Here is a 17,795-nt window from a genome sequence, read left to right as displayed (position 1 = left end):
GATGCCGCGCGTTGCCTCAGACGACGAGAGCGTTGCCGCCGTCCGCGTGTCGCTCGCCCGGAGCGGCGGCACGCGACGTCTCTGCGTGCGTCTGCCGGCGGATACAGCCCTCGAAGGTCGGGTCGAGTCCGGCTCGTGTGAGACGCTCTCACTCACCGACGGCAACCTGATCCGGCTCGATGTCGACCGGTCGACGTACCACGCACGGGTGGCCGCCGACACGGAGGGGCGACTGCTTCGCGGGGCATTCGACGACCGCCGGCGCGCGCGGACGCCCGGTGAGGGACGGAATCGGCTGACCGAGTGGCTCGCCGCGAGCGACCGCGAACCGGGAGACAGCGTGGTGCTCGACGTCGTCGTTCCGGGCGAGCAGTACGGACTCCGGCTCCCGGGCGAGCGAGCGGTGTACGACGCCGTGCGCGAACCACGATCCTCGCTCACAGACATCGCCGAACGTCTCGACGAGTGACCGTCGTCGACGTCCGTGCGTCGACCGCCGTCGGTGCCAACCGGCCGCGGGTCGGATCGCTTATTCTCCCGCGTCCCCGAACGGTAGGTATGAGAGAGGTCGACGCGGATCTGTCGGCGCTCGACCGGGCGATCATCAACGCCTTCCAGGGTGGGTTCCCGGTGACACGGCGGCCGTTCGGTCCCGCCGCAGCCGCACTCGGAGACCACGGCGTCGAGGTGACGGGCACCGAGCTCTGTGAGCGCGTCCGTGAGCTGGACGACACGGGCGTGCTCTCGCGGTTCGGTGCGCTCGTCAACGCAGAAGCGATCGGGGGTGCCGCGTCGCTCGTCGCCATGCACGCGCCGGCCGAGCGGTTCGACGAGGTCGTCGAGACGGTGAACGACTTCACCGAGGTCGCACACAACTACGAGCGGGAGCATCCACATCTCAACGTGTGGTTCGTGGTGAGCGTCGCCGACCACCCGGACCCGGACAAAGACGGCGACGACCGAGTCGAAGAGGTGCTCGCGGAGATCGAAGCGGCGACTGGCCAAGAGACGTACAACCTCCCGAAACTCCAGGAGTTTCACGTCGGTGCGAAGTTCCTCGTCGACGGACCGGTTCCCGACGGCGACGTCGACCTGTCCGGACTGGCGCCTGCGGTCGATCCGTCGGATCGGTCGACGCTCACGCCGGACGAGCGCGACCTCGTCGTCGAGATTCAGGGCGGACTACCGATCACCGAGACCCCGTACGCGGATGTCGCCGCGGCGATAGACGCGGACGTCGAGTGGGTCGTCGAGACCATCGAACGATTCCGACGCGAGGGGAAGGTCCGCCGGGTCGGCGTGATCCCGAACCACTACGCGCTCGGGTACACTGAGAACGGCATGACGGTTTGGGACGTGCCCGAAGACGTCCTCGACGAGGTGGGCCCGGTCGTCGCCGACCTCGAGTTCGTCACTCACTGTTACGAGCGACCGCGTCACGCAGGGGTGTGGGAGTACAACTTCTTCGCGATGACGCACGGCCGAACGGAGGCCGAAAGCGAGCGTCGAGTCGCACAGGTTCGCGAGACGATGGCCGACTACTGGGACGTCGGCTCGGACGACTGGGACACGTTGTTCTCGACACGAATCCTCAAGAAGACGGGCATCCGGATCGCCGAGCGCGCCGAGAGCAACACGGCGTGACTCGTCGACGCGATCGGCGGGCACAGACGACACCGACGTCACACAGTTACCTGCACCGATGATACCGCTCTATCACGACTTCACGCACGCCACCGTTCTCGTCGTCGGTGGCGGTGCAGTCGGAGCTCGCAAGGCGCTTCGGTTCCGCTCGGAGGCTCGCGTCGTCGTCCTCAGCCCCAACTTCGACGAGCGGCTTCTGGAGGCGGCGGAAGCGGCCGAGGAGGCATCTTCGGGGTCCGTAGAGCTCGTCAGGGCGGCACCGTCACCATCGACGGTTAGTGGATGGATCGAGCGACTCTCGCCGGCGCTCGTCGTTGCGGCAACCGACGACGAGGCGGTGAACGAGGCGGCCGAGACGGCGGCACTCGCGACCGGGGCGCTCGTCAACCGGACGGACGTCTCTGGCGCGCGCGACCCGGGGAGCGTCGTCGTCCCCGCGACGGTGGCCGACGACCCAGTTCGCGTAGCGATCTCGACGGGGGGCCAGAGCCCGGCGCTCGCGAAGGCGCTCCGCCAGCGCATCGAGTCGGCGATCGACGGCGCGGGGGAGATGGCGCTCCTCTCGGGAGAGCTCAGGACGGCCCTTGCAGACGCCGGCGTCGCCCCCGCCGACCGGCGGACCGCTATCCGTCGAGTCGTGCGATCTCCGGCGGTTTGGAAGGCTTTACAAAAGGGGAGATCGTACGCTCGTAATGAGGCGTACAACGTGATCGAAGAGGTCGTCGACCGATGAACGAGCCGGGTGCTATCACGGGCGTGAGCGTCGCACATGACGCGGCGACCGTCGACGAGATCGAGGCAGCCGGTGGGGACGGCGTCCGGGCGACCGTCTCCGACCTACTCGCACGGGAAGGCGTCGAAGAGGCGTTCGCTCTCCAGACGTGTAACCGCTCGGAGGCGTTCGTCGTGACCGACCACACCGGCGACGGTCACGCGGCGCTCGACTCGTTCGCCCCCACCGTCCGCGGGGGTGCGGTACAGCGGTTCGACCACGAGGGGAGTCTCCGACACCTCATGTGTGTCGCTGCCGGACTTGAGTCGCTCGTACTCGGCGAAGACCAGATCATCGGTCAGGTTCGCGACGCGTACGAGGAGTCTCGAGCCGCCGGTGGCGTCGGGCCCGTCTTGGAGGACGCGGTCACGAAAGCGATCCACGTGGGCGAGCGTGCACGGACGGAGACGTCGATCAACGAGGGCGTCGTCTCGCTCGGGTCGGCCGCGGTCAGACTCGCGGCGGGTGAGGTCGACCTCACGGACGCCACCGCGGTCGTCGTCGGCGCGGGCGAGATGGGGACGCTCGCGGCGCGCAGCCTCGACGACACGCCCGTTTCGACGATCGTCGTCGCGAACCGGACGGTGCCACACGCGGCGTTCGTCGCCGAGGCGGTCGAGACGACGGCTTCGGTCGCACACCTCGACGAGCTCCCTACGGTCGTCGCCACAGCGGACGTCGTGATCACGGCGACCGGGAGTTCCGACCCGATCCTCGAACCTGCCGACTTCGCGGATGCAACGGACGTGGTGTGTATCGACATCGCCCAGCCACGGGACGTTGATCCCGCCGCGGCAAACCGCTCTGGGGTCACCGTCTTCGACATCGACGCGCTCGAGGACATCACACACCGAACGCGGGAGCGGCGCGAGACGGCCGCACGAGAGGTCGAGTCGATAGTCGACGAAGAGCTCGACCGCATCCTCCGGTCGTACAAGCGCAAGCGCGCCGACGACGCCATCTCGATGATGTACGCGAGTGCAGACCGGGTGAAGGCCCGTGAGGTCGACCGAGCGATGACGAAACTCGAGGCGCAGGGGGATCTCACCGACGCCCAGCGAGAGACGGTCCAGTCGCTCGCTGACGCGCTCGTCGGACAGCTTCTCGCCGCGCCCACCCACTCGCTACGAGACGCTGCCGGCGAGGACGACTGGGAGACGATCCGAACGGCTCTCGAGCTCTTCGACCCCGAGTTCGACGCCCCGCCGGAGACGCCGGGTGAGCGTGGTGAGGGAGGACCGCCGGCCGGCGTTCCGTTCGCCAGTGCCGGTGACCCGCCGTTCGACGAGCTAGACGACTGAGCACGGACACGTCGTGGCGTGAGGAAGCGACGAGAACGCTTTTGATTCGGGCCTCGTATCCACTCGTATGCACCTTCAGACGCTCGTCGACCGACTCGACGACCGCCTCGACACGGACGCGTACAGCGAGGTGGACGCCAGCGCGAACGGCCTCCAGGTCGGGCCGGCTACGGCGACCGTCGAGCACGCCGCGTTCGCGGTCGATGCGGCCGTCGCGACGATCGACGAGGCGGCTGCGGCCGGCGCGGACGTGCTCGTCACCCACCACGGACTCTCGTGGGGTGGGATCGACCACGTGACCGGCCAGACGTACGACCGGATCGCTGCGCTCGTGGACGCGGACCTCTCGTTGTACGTCTCCCACCTCCCGCTCGACGGCCACCAGACGCTCGGTAACGCGGCGGGCGTCGCCGACGCGCTCGGACTCTCCGACAGGGAGCCGTTCGGTGCGCTCGGCCCGGTGACGGTCGGGACGGTCGGCGAGACGCGTGAGCCACTCTCGACGGAGACGGTCTGTGGTCGTCTCGACGCCTTCGAGGGACAGACGAGCGAGACTCGCGCACTCGCGTTCGGGCCGAACGCGATCGAACGCGTCGCGGTCGTCACCGGGTCGGGAACCGACTGGCTCGAGGAGGCCGTCGACGCCGGGGCCGACGCGCTGATCACGGGCGAGGGAAAACAGCAGGCGTACCACGCGGCCCGCGAGGCGGGCCTCACGGTGTTTCTTGCGGGCCACTACGCCACGGAGACGTTCGGCGTCCGCTCGCTACAGACACTCGCCGACGAGTGGGGACTCGAGACCAGCTTCGTCTCGCACCCAACCGGACTGTAGTCGCGCTCTCCGGGCCCGGCGTCGAGACTATCGACGCGAGAGAACACCCGCCAGGTTATCTCGGTAGGCGACGTACGAGCCGAGTGATGCGAACACGACGACAGCGTCTCGCAGCCGTCGCTCTCACGGCGTGCGTGCTCCTCGCAGGGTGTACAGGTGGGGCGACCACGGCCGGTGACGCAGCCGGCCCCGACCGGTCGATCGAGGTGACCGCGGACGGCGGGGCGTCCGGCGCGCCGGACCGCGCGACGGTGCTCGTGGCCGTCGAGTCGACCGGCCCCGACGCACGGGCCGTCAGAGACGAACTCGCGGCCGCGGACGACGCCCTGCGGACTGCGCTCTTCGATCGGGGGCTGACCGAAGCCGACGTTCGGACCGAGCGATACGACGTTCGACAGCGGCGAGCGCGAGAGCCGTCGACCGGACGGGACGACCCACCGTACGTGGGGACCCACGTGTACGCGCTGGCACTCGACGACGTGGAGGCGGTGGGCGACGTCGTCGACGTCGCGATACGCGCCGGTGCCGACCGCGTCGAGCGCGTGCAGTTCGGCCTCTCCGCGGCACGCGAGACGGCCGTCCGCGAGCGAGCGCTCACCGACGCGATGGACGGCGCGCGCGGGCAAGCCGACGTACTCGCCTCGCACGCGAACCTCACGATCACCGGCGTCCACACGGTGTCGACGACGAACGTCCGGACGACTCCGTATCGGAGCACGGGGCTCGAAGCCGAGGCGGCAGGCGGATCGGACGGGCCGACGACCGGAGTCGAGCCGGGCGACGTCGACGTCTCGGTGACGGTACGAGTCGTCTTCGCGGCCGAGCCGACCTGACCGGTCTCCGCGGCCGTCACGGCGACGGAGGGGCGTGATCTCCCAGATCCGGTAGAACGCAACGCTTACCGCCCGCCTCGTCGCACTCGAGGTATGCGCGATCACTTCGAGGTACGGGACCACGACGCCGCCGGCCGGATCGGCCGGCTCACGGTTCCACGTGCGGGGGTCACCGTCGAGACGCCCGCGCTCTTGCCGGTCGTCAACCCGAACGTGCTCACGATCGAGCCCGCGCGGCTCGAAGCGGAGTTCGGCGTGGAGATGCTCATCACGAACGCCTACATTGTCGACCAGACCGACCGGATCCGCGAGGAGGTGCTCGAGGAGGGGCTCCACGCGTATCTCGGATTCGACGGGGCGATCATGACCGACTCCGGCTCGTTTCAGCTCGCAGAGTACGGCGACATCGACGTCACAACCGCCGAGATCCTCGAGTTTCAGCGCCGGATCGGCAGCGACATCGCCACGCCGGTCGACGTGCCGACGCCGCCCGACATCGATCGCAAGCGAGCCGAATCGGAACTCGAGACCACGATGCGCGCACTCGACGACGCAGAGGCCGCATCTACCGGTGAGATGCTCGTCAACGCCCCCGTTCAGGGCTCGACGTACGCCGACCTTCGCGCGTCGGCCGGGCGGCGTGCGGCCGCGACCGACCTCGACGTGTTCCCCGTCGGCGCCATGGTCCCGCTGTTGAACGCCTACCGCTATGCCGACGTCGTCGACGCCGTGGCGGCCGCAAAGCGTGGGCTCGACCCCGACTGTCCCGTTCACCTCTTCGGCGCCGGCCACCCGATGATGTTGGCGCTCGCGGTCGCGGTGGGCTGTGACCTGTTCGACTCGGCTGCCTACGCGCTGATGGCGCGCGACGGGCGATACCTGACCGTTGCCGGCACCGAACACCTCGCCGAGCTGTCGGCGTTTCCCTGCTCGTGTCCGGTGTGTCTCGCACACACGCCGAGTGAGGTGCGCGACCGCGCCGCCGACGAGCGTGAGCGACTCCTCGCCGAGCACAACCTCCACGTCACGTTCGAAGAGATCCGACGAATCAAGGCCGCGATCCGCCGCGGGACGCTCCTCGAGTTGGTCGACCGCCGCGCCCGGAGCCACCCGGCCATGCTCGACGGCTATCGGGCGCTGCTCGACCACGTCGATCAGCTCGAGGCGACCGACCCCGTCTCGAAAGACACCTTCTTTTACACCTCTCACGAGGCGGCTCGCCGGCCAGAGGTCTGCCGGCATCACGACCGGCTCGACCGACTCGACGCGCCAGCCCGGCTGCTTCTCACGGAGTCGAAGTCGCCGTCGACGCACTCGTACGACGCGGTGTGGCGGGTGGTCCCGCCGTTCGGGCCGTTCCCCCGTGCGCTCTCCGAGAGTTATCCGTTCACCGCGGAGGTTCCGGAGCGCGTCGACGCCGCCGCCCAGACCTCGGCCGCCGACGGTGTTCGTCGGTTGGCAGACGCGAACCCCGAGACCGAACTCACCCTCGGACACGACGACTGGAATCCGGCCGCACTCGACCGGCTCCCCGCTCGCGTCGAGACGGAGCGGCTCGCCGACCTCGGGCGTTGAGCCCGGCTCACTCGGGCTCCGTCGTCACGCTGGTCTCCGTAGCCGCAGCCGTACCGTCCGTCGGCTCGCCCGGCATCCGTCCCGAGAAATCCCACGTGTGGAGTCTCTCCGGCTCGATCCGGACGTGGACTTCCTCGCGCTCCGGGCGCAACAACGCGTCGGCGAGGTCGTTGTCCGTCCCACCGAGGTACCGCCCGAAGAGCCGCCGCAACAGCCGCTTGTCGACGTCGGGCTCGACCGACGCCGTCCCCCGCCCACGAACGCCCGCGTAGGGTGGGTCGTTGGTGGACACCTCGAAGGAGACGTGGTCGTCGGCAGCGAGAAACGACACCAGGTCGGCGTCGGCGCTCGTCGCACAGTGGACCGCGCCGTCCCACCGGAACCACAGCGAGACGATCCACGGATCGCCGGCTGGCGTGTGACAGCCCAGTCGCACCGGGATCTGTGCTGCCCCGAGGAACTCGTCGACCCGCTCGCGGTCCCACGGCCCGGTGAGTCTCATGCGTCCTATGCGTGTAGGTAGTCCCTAAACCCATCGGCGGTGTTCCGCACCCGCGGTGAGCGCGCCCGTGGATCCGCGTCGACGGTCGTGGTGTGGTCGCCGTCCGGTCGACGTCCTCACGGGTCGACACGGGCGAGCCACGCCTCGGGCTCGTCAATCTCGGCGTCGGTCGGGAGGGTCTCTGGGCGATCCCACACCACGGTCGCGGCGTCCAGTCCTCGCTCGTCGACGATCCGGTCGAAGAACGCGGCGCCACGCTCGTACTGTCGGCGCTTGAGTCCGAGTCCGAGGAGCCGGCGAGCGAGCTGTGAGAGCGGGTCACCGCCCCCGCGGCGGGCGTCGAGTTTTCGACGGAGGTCGGCGTACTCGTCGTCGAACGCCCGGTCCATCAACACCTCCGCGTACCCTTCGACGGCGGTCATCGTCGCCTGGAGCTCGGCGAGAGCCGCACGGTCGACGGCGCCACTCGTCAGTTCGCTCACTCCGCGTTCGATTCGCGACTCGAGGTACCCGGTGAGCCACGGCGCCGCGCCGAACTCGGCGGCGTGTGTCACCTCGTGGAACGCGATCCACCGGCGAAATCGAGGGTACGGCACGTCGAGTTCGGCGGCGACGGCGACGACGTTCGGGTGCACGAAGTAGAGTCCGTGGTCGGCGTCAGACGCGTCGGCGAGCAACGACGGGTCGTACTGCCCGACGACGTTTCGGGCGAGAAAGCCGAGTGCGAACGCCATCGAGCCGGTGTTGACCACACGGGTGGCGGTGCCAGCTGCTTCGGCTGCCGCGGCTTCGACGGGGGCTACCACGCGCCGGAACGTCGCGCGGTTCGCGTCGATCCAGTGGTGGCGATCCTGGAGTTCGACCGTCTCGGGCAGGTCGAATCCGATGTCGGTGACCGCTCGCAGCCGGTCTCTCGCGTCGCGGACGTCGGCGGCGTACCCCGATCTGTCCGCCTCGTTCACCGCGAGCGACCCCGAGTCGGTACCGGCTTTCGCCGCCACCCCGGCCTGCTCCCAGTCGACGACGCCGGTTCCGGAGGCCTCCGAGACCGCCTGGAGACTTCGAAAGAGGTGCATGACGATCCGACACTGCCGACGCGTAAGTGGATTGTGCTGGGAGTGCGGCTGCAGCGGTCGCCTCGTCGACCCCCCGCCTCTCTCGGGTGTACCGGCCGCACCGTCCCGCGTCGACCGGGGTCGGTGACGACGGTCCACGGGTCGTCGACCGCGTCAAACCGAATCACGGCGGGGCCGAAGCGGAACTGTTTTACTTTACAGCGGTGTACCTGCTGATGCACCACGACGTAGCGGTGTGCTCCGGTGGTGTAGTCCGGCCAATCATATTGCCCTCTCACGGCAATGACCTGGGTTCGAATCCCAGCCGGAGCATTCTTTCCTCCCGCCGTCTCGTGGTTTTCGCCTGCGCTGTCACGCATGTCCGACTCAACGTGTAGACCACGTAAGTTCGAAGGATTCACACACAACCGCGCAGTCATGCGATTCCCCGGTTTGCGACGCCCATCGGGTTCGCAGGACGCGATCCTCACCCCGTTGTCGTCGTGCGGTTCGCGCACGTGGTCAGCGGACGAAGTGCCATCCGCGTGCCGGGAGGCTCGGTCTCCGGAGGGAGCCGATGGAGCTTGACGATTACCGGGCGGTTCCCGGGAAGAACTCCAGAACACGTTAACGTGTTGTGAGACACGCATGTGCCTCGGTATCGGTTGAGTGTGGCTCCTCGTGTGAGACCTACCGTTGAACGGCAATTAAGAAATCGCAATTTCAGAAATCGCAGTTTCCAAACTCGGGAGTTCTATGTGTGTGGAGTGAGGACTGACGGTATGGAACGATTCGTTGATCGGGACGCTGAACTCGATCAACTCACGGGCTGTTACGACTCCGAGACGGCGGACTTCGTCGTGATCTACGGACGCCGTCGCCTCGGGAAAAGCGAGCTCGTCCGCCAGTCGATCGCTGATCGGGACGACGCGGTGTACTATCAGGCGGTTGAGTCCACGGCGCAGAACCAGCGCGAGCAGTTCGTCGAGACCGTTACTGCGCAGTTCCCGTCGCTACAAAACGTTCGCCGTGACTGGGAGGTACTTCTCGAAGCACTCGGGGCAGAGGACGCCGTCGTCGTCATCGACGAGTTCCCGTTCCTCATCGGCGAGGATGAATCACTCCCGTCCCGGATCCAACGCGTCTGGGACACGGAGCTACAGGACACCGAAATGACGCTCGTGCTCGTCGGGTCGTCGATCAGCGTCATGGAAGACGAGGTCCTCTCCGGAAGCGCACCGCTGTACGGGCGGCGGACGGCGACGATCGATCTCAAAACGCTCAACGTCGGCGACGCCTGCGAGTTCTTCCCGGCGTACGATCCGGAGACCGCGATCGCCGCGTGGTCGATTTACGGCGGCACGCCGTACTACCTGCAGACGATCGACCCCGGCCAACCGTTGGGAACGAACGTCCAGCAAGCGATCCTGTCGGAGCGCGGGCTCCTGTACTCCGAGCCGGAGTTCCTGCTCCGGACCGAGCTCCGGCAACCGAACACGTACTTCAGCATCCTCCGGGCGCTCGCTCACGGGCGTCGAACGCCGAACGAAATCGCGGGCATGGCCGGCGTAGAGTCGGGGTCGCTCAGCACGTACCTCCAGAAGCTCCGCCGCCTCCGCCTCGTCGAACGCCACATCCCCGTGACGGCGTCACCGACGTCGTCGAACCGCGGCCGGTATCGCATCGCAGCGCCGCTGTTCCGGTTCTGGTTCCGGTTCGTGTACGGGAACCAAGACCAGCTTCGCCTGCTCGGCGACGACGCGTACGACGAACTCGTGGCACCGGACCTCGCGGATTACGTGAGTCCGTTGTTCGAACGGCTCTGTCAGGAGGCGCTCCCCGCTCTCGTGGATCGACAGTTCACGGACCTCGGGCAGTGGTGGTTCAAGGAACGCGAGTTGGACGTGCTTGGACTTACTGACGAGGGACTCGTCGCCGGCGAGTGTAAGTTCACGTCGCGCCCCGTGAGCGAAGGCGTCCTCACGGATCTCGAACGGACGACGTCAGACGTACGGTGGGCAGCGGAACCGGCAGACGGGGCGTCGCTGTACGTCTTGTTCAGTCGCTCCGGATACACTGACGATCTCGAACGCGTCGCCGACGCCCGCGACGACGTCCGCCTCTTCGACCTGTCGGACGTGATCCACAGATAATCAAGGCGAGTGCCCCGGGGTCGTACGGAAATCGGAGATTTCCGTGATGACGAGACGCTTCGCGTCTCGAACCGCTTGTCCCCGAGGTCCTTCACTAGAGGGACCGATTAAACGCTCCTCCCCGCCCGTTCACGGTGCTGACACCTTCACACGGCCGATCGGAGAGACGACCGTAGCGCTCTCGGACCCGGGTAACTACCTATCGTTGCCTGTGAGGAGCAGTGACGCAGATGATCGGGAGTTGATATCCTCCCCGCCGTGAAGCGCGAGGATTCCTTCGTGGGGATCGGTCTGCACGCGACGCGGGTGAGCCGCCGCCCGATGACGATGCTTACTTTACCCGTATCGGCGTAGCGTGTACTGATGATCGAAACGCTGCTAGCCGTCGGCATCGTCGCTTCTCTTTTCGTCGGCTTCAACATCGGCGGCTCCTCAACCGGGATCGCGTGGGGGCCGCCGGTCGGCGCAGGGACCATCGGGAAGACCGCGGCAGCAGCGCTCATGACGCTCTTCGTCTTTTTGGGTGGGTGGACCGTCGGTCGGAACGTGATGGACACGCTGAGTGAGGGAATCGTCACGACCGACCTCTCCTTGAGCGGAGGCGTCGCGGTGTTGTTCTTCATCGGACTCGGGATCCTCATCGCGAACCTCTTCGGCGTGCCCGTGCCGACCTCGATGACCACCGTCGGCGCGATCGCTGGCTTCGGACTCGCGACGGGCACGCTCAACTACGAGACCGTCACCCAGATCATCACGTGGTGGATCGTCACCCCGATAATCGGCTTCTGGGTCGGCGGCGTCATCGGTCGCTACGTGTACACGGAGGTGAACCAGCGGGTCGAAATCGAGAGCTCCGACGGGCCGTTGGTGACGCTCGACCGCACGGGTGCCGTGCCGCGGCCGACGCTCGGTCCGAACACGACCACCTCGGAGTTCGGGAGCACGCTCGTGGTGCTCGCGATCGGGTGTTACATGTCGTTCAGCGCAGGCGCGAGCAACGTCCCGAACGCCGCCGCGCCCCTGGTAGGTGGCGCCGCGGGACTCCCAGAGAACCTGGCGATCGTCGTCGCGACGCTCGCCATCGGCGTCGGCGGATTCACCATCGCTCGGCGGACGATGGAGTCGGTCGGCGGCGAGCTGAGCGACATTCCGCTTCTCGCCGCCCTGTTCGTCATGGCGACCGCCTCGACTATCACGACGGCACTCTCGGCGATCGGGATCCCGATCAGTCTGGTGATGGCGACGGTGATGACGATCGTCGGGATCGGGTGGGGACGGGCGACCCGACCGATCACGTTCCGGGAGGCGGTCAGCCGTGACACGAAACATAAAGAAATCGCCGCGGGAGCGATCACCGCCGAGGGGATGGCCGGCGAGCCCGCCGAGCCGATCGGTGCCGCGGAGCCCGAACCCGTGCTCAACGCGGGCGACCTGTTCAACCCTCGCGCGATCATCAAGTACGTCTCCATGTGGATCATCGGGCCGTCGGTGTCAACGATCCTGGCGTACGGCTTCTTCGTGCTCGTCCCCGGAATCGCGTGAGTGGCTCTGAGACCACCTTCTGCCTCATCTCGTCCGAGGTCTCACGTCTCGTTCGTCGTCCCGATTACGACCGCCGACCGTATCTCGAGGGCTGTCTCGAGTTCGTCGCGTTGGCCGGACCGCGTGCCGTCGTAGACGACTGCCGTCTCGTGGGCTCGCCGGACGGCGTCGCGCTCGCGGTCGGCGAGTGCTAACTCCGCACCGACAGCCTCCCAGTGATCCGATTCGACGAGGAACGACTCGTGGCCCTCATCGCACGCGACGCGCTCGTAGCGACGCCGGTACGTCTCGATTCGTGGTTCGAGACACCGCTGCACCTGTGCGAGGAGCGGTGAGAGCCGGTCTGCGGGGACGCTCGCTAGCGCGGCCGTTTTCACGAGTGGCGTGCCACCGATCGGGTGGTCACCGGCGTCGGGATCGGCGTCGTCCATCAGCCCCCTGCACGCATCGCCTTCCGTTCGAACCGGGGCAATAGTCCCTCAAGCACCGACTCGTCGCCGGCAAACGACACACGAACCTCGGTGAGCGTGATCGACCCCGCGGCTCGCACCTCGACCGCCTCGAGCGACGCTCGCCACCCATCGCCGTCGATCCGAGTCGCCGCTTCTGGGGTCTCCGCGTCGACGAACTGGCCGCCGAGATTCGCGAGGTAGTGTGCGGCGAGCCGGCGAGAGATCCCACGGTACGCGACCGATCGGCGGACCCAGCCCACCTCAGCGGGCACTCGTTCGTCGGCGTCGACCAGCTCGCCGTCCTCACCGTCGACCAGCTCGTCGTCCTCGCCGTCGTCGCGCTCGGCGTCGACCGCCCCACCGGCCACCGGTGGGAACACAGAGAGTCGGTCCCCGTCTTCGAGCGGGGTCGCGAGGCCCTTGAGGTGGAGCACCTCTCGGCCGTTCTTCAACACGTTGATCTGCGGGGCGAGGTCACCGTCGACGATCAGCCGTCCGGCCATCCCGTCGTACTCGGCCTCCAGGGCACGGAGCACGTCTCCGACGTCTGTAGCGCCCTCGAACTCGCGAACGACCGTCTTGCCGCCGGCCGCCTCGCGAAAGGTCGCGAAAAAGCGGAGCTCCAGTTCCATAGCCGGCTTAACGGGACGCGTCGGTATAAAAACGGCCGTCACCGGTCGCGTTTGCACGCGTCCGTGAGCCGTTTCGCCCGTCGTCGCTGCGGCGTCGTCTCGACCCGCGTAGCTGTCGCTCTCGTCGCAGAGACGGTGGCTCGGTGGAAACCCATCGTCACACGGGGCTCAGAGGGGGTAACTTGTCGTCATCGCCACCACGTGTTCCATCGAAGGCTCACCCTCTTAAGCGACTCGCGACCGAAGTAGAGCCCAGTCGGGCGCGACGGTCCGCGCGAGATTTATGCCTGACGCGGGCGATCGATCGGTCGACCACGCGTGACCGCACCCGACCGCCCGGCTGCCGATCCGACCGAGGTCGCCGAACTGACGCTCTTGTTTAGCCTCGGCGCCGCCCGGTCGCTCGCGGACCCGGCGGCAGCGTTTGCCGACGCCAGATCCTGGAGCGCCCACGTCGGCGTCATCGCGAACGACACACGCGCCGTGGAGGCGTTCGTCGACCGGCACGGCGTCGAGAACGACTACACGATCCGGCGGTGGGACAAGTGGGGGACGATGGAGGCGATCCGCGAGGCGACCGACACGCCTCGGCACGTCTTCGTCGGCACGGGACGGACCGACCGACAGATCGCCGACGCCACCGACTGGGAGTACCGGCCCGTTCGTGAGGCGGCCGAGTTGGCGGGATGGGAGCGCCGTGACCCGACCAACCGGACGTCCCGAGACAGCCGGCTCTCGCGTCTCCGCGGCCTCGTTCGCGACCGGTCGTGGTGGCCGTTCTGACCGCGCGCCCAGCGCAGGGTGCCGTCCACGCGCGAAATTAAACCCGGCTACGTGTCTGTCGATCGTGTGGGGACCCGATTACTACCAACGTTCAAGCAGGGTCGACGCGACGACCGGCACATGGGCGGATACGTCGCCTCGGCCACCGACGGTCGGGTCGCGTTCGACCGGGGCGAGCTCACCGGAGCGGTAGGTGATTCAGTTACGGTCATCCCGCTCGTGGTCGCGCTGGCGACGCTGACCGACGTCTCACTGCCACACGTACTGGTCGGGTTCGGAGCGTTCCAGGTGGTGTGGGGCGTCGTGTACGGGCTCCCGCTGTCGGTCGAGCCGATGAAGGCGCTCGCTGCGCTCGCCATCGCCGGGTCGCTCACCTACGCCGAACTCGCGCTCGCGGGCGTGGCACTGGGGACCGTCCTCCTCGTCGTCGGCCTCTCGGGGACGCTCGGCGCGGTCGAACGGTGGATCGGCGGTCCGGTGATCCGCGGGGTCCAGTTCGCCGTCGCGTTGGTCCTCTTCGAGACCGGCCTCGACCTCGCGCTGGCTACCCCGAGCGTGGGGGCCGTCGGGGTCGGACTCGTCGGCATCGCGGCCCTGGCCGGACGTCGATCCGCCGCCGGACTCATCGTGGTCGCGACCAGTCTGGCGGTCGCCGTGTCGACGACCGGTCTCCCGACGCCGACGCTTCCCGGCCTCCCGCCGCGTCCCGCGTTCGCGGCGGCGGCGACGGCCTCTGCCGTTCGAGGAACCCTCGCACAGCTGGCGATGACCGTCGGAAACGCCGCGCTCGCGACCTCGCTGCTCTTGGCCGACCGCTTGGACGCCGAGGTGACGCCGGACGCGCTCGCGACAAGCATGGGCGTGATGAACCTCCTCGCCGTCCCACTCGGCGGGATTCCGATGTGTCACGGTTGTGATGGCGTCTCCGGAAAGTACGCGTTCGGCGCCCGGACGGGGGGTGCGAACGTCGTCGTTGGGGTCGGCTACCTCGCGGCCGCGCTGGTCGCGACCACCGCGCTCGTCGCGGCGATCCCACTGGCGATGATCGGGGCCGTGCTCGGCGTCGTCGCACTCTCGCTGGCCCGATCCGTCCGTGCATCAGAGCGGCCGCTGTTCTCGGTCGCGATCGGCGGGCTCGGCGTCACCACGAACCTCGGCCTGGCGTTTCTACTCGGCGTATTCACACACCTCGTGTGGACGCGGTACGCCAACCGCCGGACGGACGAGCCGGCGTGATCGGGGCTCGGATGCGTCCGGGTGGTGGCCGCGGACTCACGACTCCGCGATGCGGGCGGCGACGCGGTCGCGGTCGCGCCGTATCCGGGCTGCGGCCGCCGCAATCGCCGCCAACACCGGGTGGTCTGTCCCCGGGCTCGGCTCGTACAGGTACTCGGTGAACGCGACGTCGACGGGCGGCGACGGCCCGGACGCCCGCATCGGTGCGGGCGGCTCTGACAGCTGCGCCTGGCGGTCGGCGGCGACCGCGTCACACTCGGCTTCGAGGGCGTCTAGCCGCTCCCAGACGTCGATCGACGCGTCGAGTGCGGTCTCGCCGGTGAGTCCCGCGAGGTGGTCGACGAGCCGCTCCCGGCGTCGGTCGACGTCGGCCACGCGGTCGCCTGCCCGCTCGAGGCGGTCGATCTCGACGTCGATGGCCGCCGCGAGCGACTCTCGCGCCGCCGCGGCGCGCCGGCTTCGGTCGACGAGCGCCGACTGGAGCCCCGGTGAGAGCGCCTCGTTCGACGCCAGTGAGACGGCCGTGTCCTCGCCGAGCTCGGCAGCGAGGCTCTCGCCGACCGTCTCGTCGTACTCCGCTCGGTAGTGGGGTAACGAGACGACGGTGTCCTGGTAGGCGGCCAGCACCCGGCTGCGGCCGCCGTCCGCAACGGGTAGGTCGGCGGCGAGACCGGGGGCTGTGAGGCGTTCGGGCTCAACGGACGTCTCTCGGGCCGTGGTCGGGCGTAGCGCCGCGACGCGGTCGCCGAACTCCTCGAACGCGTCGCGCTCGTCGACGACCCGCCGGCGCTCCTTTCGACACGTCGCCTTCGCGTCGCGGACGTACGCCGCGGCGACGGTGAGCAACAGACCGACGCAGACGAGCGCGGCCACGACGACGGGGTCGGTTACGACCGCGAGCGGGTCACACCCAGTCCCTGCACAGCCGGATTCGAGCGTCTCTCGAGCCGGAATCTGAAACCTGATGTCGCCGCCACGATGCACGCTCATACACCACGTCAACGCGGCACACGTCAAAACCGTTGTGGCGCCCCCCGGTCTCGGCCGCGATCGACGACGCGCCGCGGGCTCACTCGCGCACGCCGTCGTCCGTGATCACGGTGTCGAGCATGTCGATCGGGGTCGCGTCGTAGCTCGGGTTCTCTATGGTCACGCCCTCGACGGGCTCGCGCATCACCTCTACGTCGTCGCGAAACTCGTTTTCGAACCGGAACTCGGCGATCGTCTTCGCACCCGACCCGACCGCCGTGATCGGGACGCCGAGCTCTCGTGCCGTGACGACCACCGGAAACGTCCCGATCCGGTTGTAGTACGTCCCACCGGTGATACACGTAATCCCGAGTAAGACGCGGTCGCAGTCGCGGAGGGCATATCCCATCGCTGCGTCGACGACGAGGTGGGTGTCGACGCGGTCCATGCCCGCGAGCACGCGTGCGGTCTTGCGGCCCATCGTTCGTGGACGGGCCTCCGTCACGTACACCGTCAGGTGAGCACCGTCGCGGGCGGCAGTCTCTATCGACTCGAGCACGGTGCTCGAGTAGTCGTGGACCAGTATCGTCTCCCCGTCGGCGATCCGGGCGGCGGCGTTGGCCGCCGCGGCCGCCTTCGCCGTCTCGATGTCTTCGACGACGCGGTCGATCACCGATTCGAGCCGCTGTTTTGCGCCCTCGACGGTGGTCGGCTCACCGATCACCGCCCGCTCGACCTCTCGCATCGCGTTGTGGAGCGCGGCGTGTGAGGGATTCGACCGTCGCAACACGCCGGCGTTGTGCTCGAGGTCTCGTTCGAACTCGTCGACGGCCGTGTACTCACGCTCAAGCAGCTCCGCGAGCGACTGCGTCGCTTTCACCGCCACCGTCGAGGTGCTGTGCGTTCGCATCGCTCGTATCTCGGCGACCGTCTCGTCGATCATGGACACAGAGTCGACGCCACCGCCCAAAGCGATTGCGGGCCTGCCGACCGCGACCCGAAGAGTCGGCGTCGATCAGCGCCGGCGGGGTGACTGTGCCGGTGGGGTGACCGCGTCGGCGTCGGCGCCGACGGATGTTTGTCGGGTCCGCCCCAACGATGGTTATGAGTTACCCGGTCACCTATCACTGTCCGCACTGTGAGACGATCGTCGCCCTCGAGCGCGACGGCTACCTCGCCGACAAGTCGGTGACGCCGTATCCGTTCGAGGGGTGGCAGTACGTCGAGCCGACGGCCCCGTTCGAGGACGGCGCAGCCGACGGCGTGCGGTTCGTCTGCGGCGAGAGCGAGGGCGTCACCTGGGATCCGTCCGACGAGAGCGAGGGCGACCCGGGCTGTGGCGAGCCGTTTTATCTTTCGTTCGTCCGATACGAGAACGGCACAGAGATAGACCCGCGGCCCGAGGGCGAACGAGTGCGGATCGACCCCGATCCGCGACCGTCGGGCCCACGCGGCCCCGGCGGTCCGAGCGGATCGGGGGGGTTCTGGTGATCGCTCTCTGAGTGCCGCCGATG

Annotated in this window: 18 protein-coding genes, 1 tRNA gene and 1 pseudogene; 13 read left to right on the top strand and 7 right to left on the bottom strand. The window is 68.1% G+C overall.

Going from position 1 to position 17,795, the window contains the following annotated elements:
• The first annotated feature begins 1 nt into the window (after position 1).
• The 7 genes from ACNTAO_RS04285 to tgtA all read left to right on the top strand — a co-directional run bounded on the left by ACNTAO_RS04285 (position 2) and on the right by tgtA (position 6,957).
• On the top strand, positions 2 to 469 hold the full coding sequence (locus ACNTAO_RS04285; RefSeq protein WP_435160731.1) for a DUF7112 family protein: 468 nt from the start codon (positions 2 to 4) through the stop codon (positions 467 to 469).
• Between the two features lie 89 nt (positions 470 to 558).
• A complete protein-coding gene (gene ahbB / locus ACNTAO_RS04280) occupies positions 559 to 1,644 on the top strand; it encodes a siroheme decarboxylase subunit beta (RefSeq protein WP_435160729.1) in 1,086 nt (361 codons plus the stop codon).
• 58 nt (positions 1,645 to 1,702) lie between these two features.
• Positions 1,703 to 2,377, top strand: a complete 675-nt coding sequence (locus ACNTAO_RS04275) for a precorrin-2 dehydrogenase/sirohydrochlorin ferrochelatase family protein (protein WP_435160727.1) — start codon at positions 1,703 to 1,705, stop codon at positions 2,375 to 2,377.
• Entirely contained in the window at positions 2,374 to 3,717 is a 1,344-nt protein-coding gene (gene hemA, locus ACNTAO_RS04270; protein WP_435160725.1) for a glutamyl-tRNA reductase, read from the top strand. The genes ACNTAO_RS04275 and hemA overlap by 4 nt, the downstream gene beginning before the upstream one ends.
• Before the next feature lie 67 nt (positions 3,718 to 3,784).
• On the top strand, positions 3,785 to 4,549 hold the full coding sequence (locus ACNTAO_RS04265; RefSeq protein WP_435160723.1) for a Nif3-like dinuclear metal center hexameric protein: 765 nt from the start codon (positions 3,785 to 3,787) through the stop codon (positions 4,547 to 4,549).
• An 86-nt stretch (positions 4,550 to 4,635) separates the two neighbouring features.
• Positions 4,636 to 5,382 carry an SIMPL domain-containing protein gene (locus ACNTAO_RS04260; RefSeq protein ID WP_435160721.1) on the top strand — a complete coding sequence of 249 codons (747 nt, stop codon included), beginning with the start codon at positions 4,636 to 4,638 and terminating at the stop codon, positions 5,380 to 5,382.
• Between the two features lie 93 nt (positions 5,383 to 5,475).
• Complete coding sequence (gene tgtA, locus ACNTAO_RS04255) at positions 5,476 to 6,957, top strand: tRNA guanosine(15) transglycosylase TgtA (protein ID WP_435160720.1); 1,482 nt, start codon at positions 5,476 to 5,478, stop codon at positions 6,955 to 6,957.
• A 7-nt stretch (positions 6,958 to 6,964) separates the two neighbouring features.
• Here tgtA and ACNTAO_RS04250 read toward each other — a convergent pair whose 3' ends face one another.
• Positions 6,965 to 7,459: a pyridoxamine 5'-phosphate oxidase family protein gene (locus ACNTAO_RS04250; RefSeq protein WP_435160719.1), complete on the bottom strand. Its 495-nt coding sequence runs from the start codon at positions 7,457 to 7,459 to the stop codon at positions 6,965 to 6,967.
• Positions 7,460 to 7,575: 116 nt separating this feature from the next.
• The gene (locus tag ACNTAO_RS04245; RefSeq protein WP_435160718.1) at positions 7,576 to 8,535 is read right to left on the bottom strand and encodes a zinc-dependent metalloprotease; all 960 of its coding nucleotides are present in this window, start codon (positions 8,533 to 8,535) and stop codon (positions 7,576 to 7,578) included.
• A 237-nt stretch (positions 8,536 to 8,772) separates the two neighbouring features.
• Between ACNTAO_RS04245 and ACNTAO_RS04240 the strand changes: the two genes are divergently transcribed.
• The 3 genes from ACNTAO_RS04240 to ACNTAO_RS04230 all read left to right on the top strand — a co-directional run bounded on the left by ACNTAO_RS04240 (position 8,773) and on the right by ACNTAO_RS04230 (position 12,209).
• Positions 8,773 to 8,847, top strand: a tRNA-Glu gene (locus ACNTAO_RS04240).
• A 449-nt stretch (positions 8,848 to 9,296) separates the two neighbouring features.
• Entirely contained in the window at positions 9,297 to 10,667 is a 1,371-nt protein-coding gene (locus tag ACNTAO_RS04235) for an ATP-binding protein (protein WP_435160717.1), read from the top strand.
• A 363-nt stretch (positions 10,668 to 11,030) separates the two neighbouring features.
• A complete protein-coding gene (locus tag ACNTAO_RS04230; protein ID WP_435160716.1) occupies positions 11,031 to 12,209 on the top strand; it encodes an inorganic phosphate transporter in 1,179 nt (392 codons plus the stop codon).
• A 41-nt stretch (positions 12,210 to 12,250) separates the two neighbouring features.
• On the opposite strand, the gene ACNTAO_RS04225 is transcribed toward ACNTAO_RS04230, so the two are convergent.
• The 3 genes and pseudogenes from ACNTAO_RS04225 to ACNTAO_RS04220 all read right to left on the bottom strand — a co-directional run.
• Positions 12,251 to 12,643 carry a DUF8048 family protein gene (locus tag ACNTAO_RS04225; protein WP_435161350.1) on the bottom strand — a complete coding sequence of 131 codons (393 nt, stop codon included), beginning with the start codon at positions 12,641 to 12,643 and terminating at the stop codon, positions 12,251 to 12,253.
• A complete protein-coding gene (locus ACNTAO_RS12480; RefSeq protein WP_496923238.1) occupies positions 12,640 to 12,921 on the bottom strand; it encodes a MoaD-like domain-containing protein in 282 nt (93 codons plus the stop codon). Before ACNTAO_RS12480 ends, ACNTAO_RS04225 begins: the two co-directional genes overlap by 4 nt.
• A gap of 93 nt (positions 12,922 to 13,014) precedes the next feature.
• Positions 13,015 to 13,293, bottom strand: a pseudogene (locus ACNTAO_RS04220) (ubiquitin-like small modifier protein 1); the annotation flags it as partial.
• 318 nt (positions 13,294 to 13,611) lie between these two features.
• Between ACNTAO_RS04220 and ACNTAO_RS04215 the strand changes: the two are divergent.
• Positions 13,612 to 14,076: a DUF7124 domain-containing protein gene (locus ACNTAO_RS04215; protein WP_435160715.1), complete on the top strand. Its 465-nt coding sequence runs from the start codon at positions 13,612 to 13,614 to the stop codon at positions 14,074 to 14,076.
• Between the two features lie 120 nt (positions 14,077 to 14,196).
• A complete protein-coding gene (locus ACNTAO_RS04210; RefSeq protein WP_435160714.1) occupies positions 14,197 to 15,312 on the top strand; it encodes a molybdate transporter family protein in 1,116 nt (371 codons plus the stop codon).
• A gap of 36 nt (positions 15,313 to 15,348) precedes the next feature.
• On the opposite strand, the gene ACNTAO_RS04205 is transcribed toward ACNTAO_RS04210, so the two are convergent.
• Together ACNTAO_RS04205 and ACNTAO_RS04200 are read right to left on the bottom strand one after the other, a co-directional pair.
• Positions 15,349 to 16,302, bottom strand: coding sequence for a DUF7260 family protein (locus ACNTAO_RS04205; RefSeq protein ID WP_435160713.1), 954 nt, complete (start codon positions 16,300 to 16,302; stop codon positions 15,349 to 15,351).
• A 79-nt stretch (positions 16,303 to 16,381) separates the two neighbouring features.
• Entirely contained in the window at positions 16,382 to 17,224 is an 843-nt protein-coding gene (locus ACNTAO_RS04200; protein ID WP_435160712.1) for an eIF2B alpha/beta/delta subunit family protein, read from the bottom strand.
• A gap of 161 nt (positions 17,225 to 17,385) precedes the next feature.
• Between ACNTAO_RS04200 and ACNTAO_RS04195 the strand changes: the two genes are divergently transcribed.
• Positions 17,386 to 17,772 carry a DUF7969 family protein gene (locus ACNTAO_RS04195; RefSeq protein WP_435160711.1) on the top strand — a complete coding sequence of 129 codons (387 nt, stop codon included), beginning with the start codon at positions 17,386 to 17,388 and terminating at the stop codon, positions 17,770 to 17,772.
• Positions 17,773 to 17,795 lie beyond the last annotated feature (23 nt).

Source organism: Halorubrum zhoui, from assembly GCF_051194155.1.
Taxonomy (GTDB): domain Archaea; phylum Halobacteriota; class Halobacteria; order Halobacteriales; family Haloferacaceae; genus Halorubrum.
This window is presented reverse-complemented; position numbering and strand designations above follow the sequence as displayed.